Origin of the sequence: Bradyrhizobium sp., from assembly GCF_016462955.1 — a bacterium.
GTDB lineage: Bacteria > Pseudomonadota > Alphaproteobacteria > Rhizobiales > Xanthobacteraceae > Bradyrhizobium.
In genome coordinates this window covers 1-2,070 of record NZ_JAEMSD010000792.1, presented here as the reverse complement: position 1 = coordinate 2,070, position 2,070 = coordinate 1, and the positions used below count along the sequence as shown (strand labels likewise).

Sequence of the window (2,070 nt, the reverse complement as noted above, 5' to 3'; positions counted from 1 at the left end):
CCCAGTCCTTGCAGCGTGCGCGCCACCAGCAGGCTGTCGAGCGACCATGCCACCGCGCAGAACAGCGAGGCGATCGTGAACAGGATCAGGCCGCCGAGATAGATGCGCTGGTGCCCGACGATCTCGCCGAGCGCGCCCAGCGGCAGCAGGGTTGCCACCAGCGCGATCTGGTAGACGTTGACGACCCAGACCGACTGCTCCGGCGTGACCCGCAGATCGGCGGCGATGGCGGGCAGCGCGATGTTCGCAATCGCGGTGTCGAGCGAGGCCATCGCCAGCGCGGTGAAGATCGCAGCGATGGCCCAACGCCGCTGCGCCGTGGGAAGGCCGTCGGACAAAGGCTGGTCCGACTCGCGCGCGGCCGAGGGTAACGTGATTGTCATTGCGTTGGCGCGTCGCTCCGGCGGCGTGGGTCATGCGCCGTGTACTACGGCTTGGCGGCCGGCCACAGGCTCATGCGTGCATGCTGTGTATGCGCAGGCTGCTGGAGGCGGCGCGGATAGAGCAGGGATCGCGACAATCGAATCCAAATTCGAAAAACAACCCCATGCACAGTAGAAGGGCCGTTGATCGGAAAGGGATTTTTCGAGACGCGCGGTCGTGACCTTCCCGGCCGCGATCAAGTTGACTCGTTGGGCAAAACACCGGCAAGTTGTCAAGGTGCAGCGGCCCCGCCAGGCCGCATTTTCATCGCCTGCGCGCTTGTCTCCCCGAAATCAACGTTGAGGTAGATCAACACTCCCCTCGCGGGAGGCCGGCCCTTTCCAACCGCGCAGCGATGGAAATGGCCGCCGACATGCAGATTCTGCTCCGTGAAATCTGCAAACCCCTTTGCTCTGGATGTTGGCCTTCGTGCCCATCGTGGTGGTGGCCGAGGCCCTGGTCCCGCATTCCCACACGTTGCTGTTCGTGCTGGCGGTGCTCGCCAAAGTGCCGCTGGCGGCGCTGCTCAGCCATGCGGCGCGCTGATGATCTTGATCTACGCGGTCTTTGCGCTGACGCTGTACGTGGTACCGCCGGCGGGCCAGGGATGAAGTTCAGTGCCCTTCGTTTTCGCGCCGGTAGGGCCATTGTGGCCATGGGCCGCGCCAGATCATGCCAATCCGAGGCCGCCATCGATGGCGATCACCTGACCGGTGACCCATGCCGAGGCGGGTCCGGCGAGTTGGACGATCCATTCAGCGACATCGTCGGGCACACCGCGGCGGCCGAGCGGGATGCTGGCGCGCTCTTGTTCCTCCACCGCCGCGGCCTGCTGAGCCGACAATCCCATCATGCCGGTCAGCGCCCCCGTCTCGGTCGGGCCTGGAGCAACGGCGTTCACCCTGATCCCCAACGGCGCCAGCTCCAGGGCCCAGCACCGCGTCAGATGCTCCACGGCGGCTTTGCTGGCTGCGTAGTGAGAGAGCCCTGCCGCCGCCTTGTGTCCAAAGGTGCTGGAGACGTTGACGATCGCGCCGCGCCTCGCCTTGAGATGGGGAAGCGCTGCCGATGCGAGCAGACTTGGGCCGAGCACGTTGACGGCGAAGATGTCGGCGATGCGATCGCCGGTCGCATCGGCGAGCGACAGGATTGCGCCGGCGCCGGCATTGTTGACCAGCGCATCGAGGCGGCCCCATTTGTCGAGCGCCATCGCAATGGTTCGCTTGGCGTCTTCGGCGGACGCCGCATCCGCCGTCATCCCCGCGATGTTCGCGTGTTGCAGCATGGTCTCCTGGATCAGGCTCGCCCGGCGGCCGGTGACGAGCACCTGGTCGCCCTGTTTCGCAAAACGGAGCGCCGCTGCGCGGCCGATGCCTGAAGTGCCGCCGGTGACGACGACGACCTTTTGATCTTGCATGTTCTTGCCTCTCGTGCGGCCGACCGCACCATCTCGTTCGATTTTTGCAGGTCGCGGCGGCCGGCTTTCGTGTTGCGGCCACCGTGACGGGCGTAACCCGGAGCGCGCGCTGGGTTCATCCCGGGCGCGCGCTCCGGTCTGTTCGTCGCGGTCAGTAGTCCCAGAACACCGGGACCCAGCGGAAGGCCTCGCCGGCGGCCGCGACATGACCGACCGAGGGGAACGGCATG

The 2,070-nt window shown here is 66.2% G+C and carries 3 protein-coding genes; 1 reads left to right on the top strand and 2 read right to left on the bottom strand.

Going from position 1 to position 2,070, the window contains the following annotated elements:
- On the bottom strand, positions 1-383 hold a 383-nt coding region (locus JHD07_RS38455; RefSeq protein ID WP_291631727.1), incomplete at its 3' end, for an MFS transporter.
- Between the two features lie 448 nt (positions 384-831).
- On the opposite strand from JHD07_RS38455, the gene JHD07_RS38450 reads away from it, so the two are divergent.
- Positions 832-969 (top strand): hypothetical protein, encoded by a 138-nt coding sequence (locus tag JHD07_RS38450; protein WP_291631726.1) that lies wholly within the window; start codon positions 832-834, stop codon positions 967-969.
- Positions 970-1,093: 124 nt separating this feature from the next.
- Here JHD07_RS38450 and JHD07_RS38445 read toward each other — a convergent pair whose 3' ends face one another.
- Positions 1,094-1,840, bottom strand: coding sequence for an SDR family oxidoreductase (locus JHD07_RS38445; RefSeq protein WP_291631723.1), 747 nt, complete (start codon positions 1,838-1,840; stop codon positions 1,094-1,096).
- Positions 1,841-2,070: the final 230 nt, after the last annotated feature.

What these genes read in the sequence shown, in the direction of transcription:
- JHD07_RS38445 (WP_291631723.1), bottom strand. Translation starts at nt 1,840, where the DNA reads ATGCAAGATCAAAAGGTCGTCGTCGTCACCGGCGGCACTTCAGGCATC.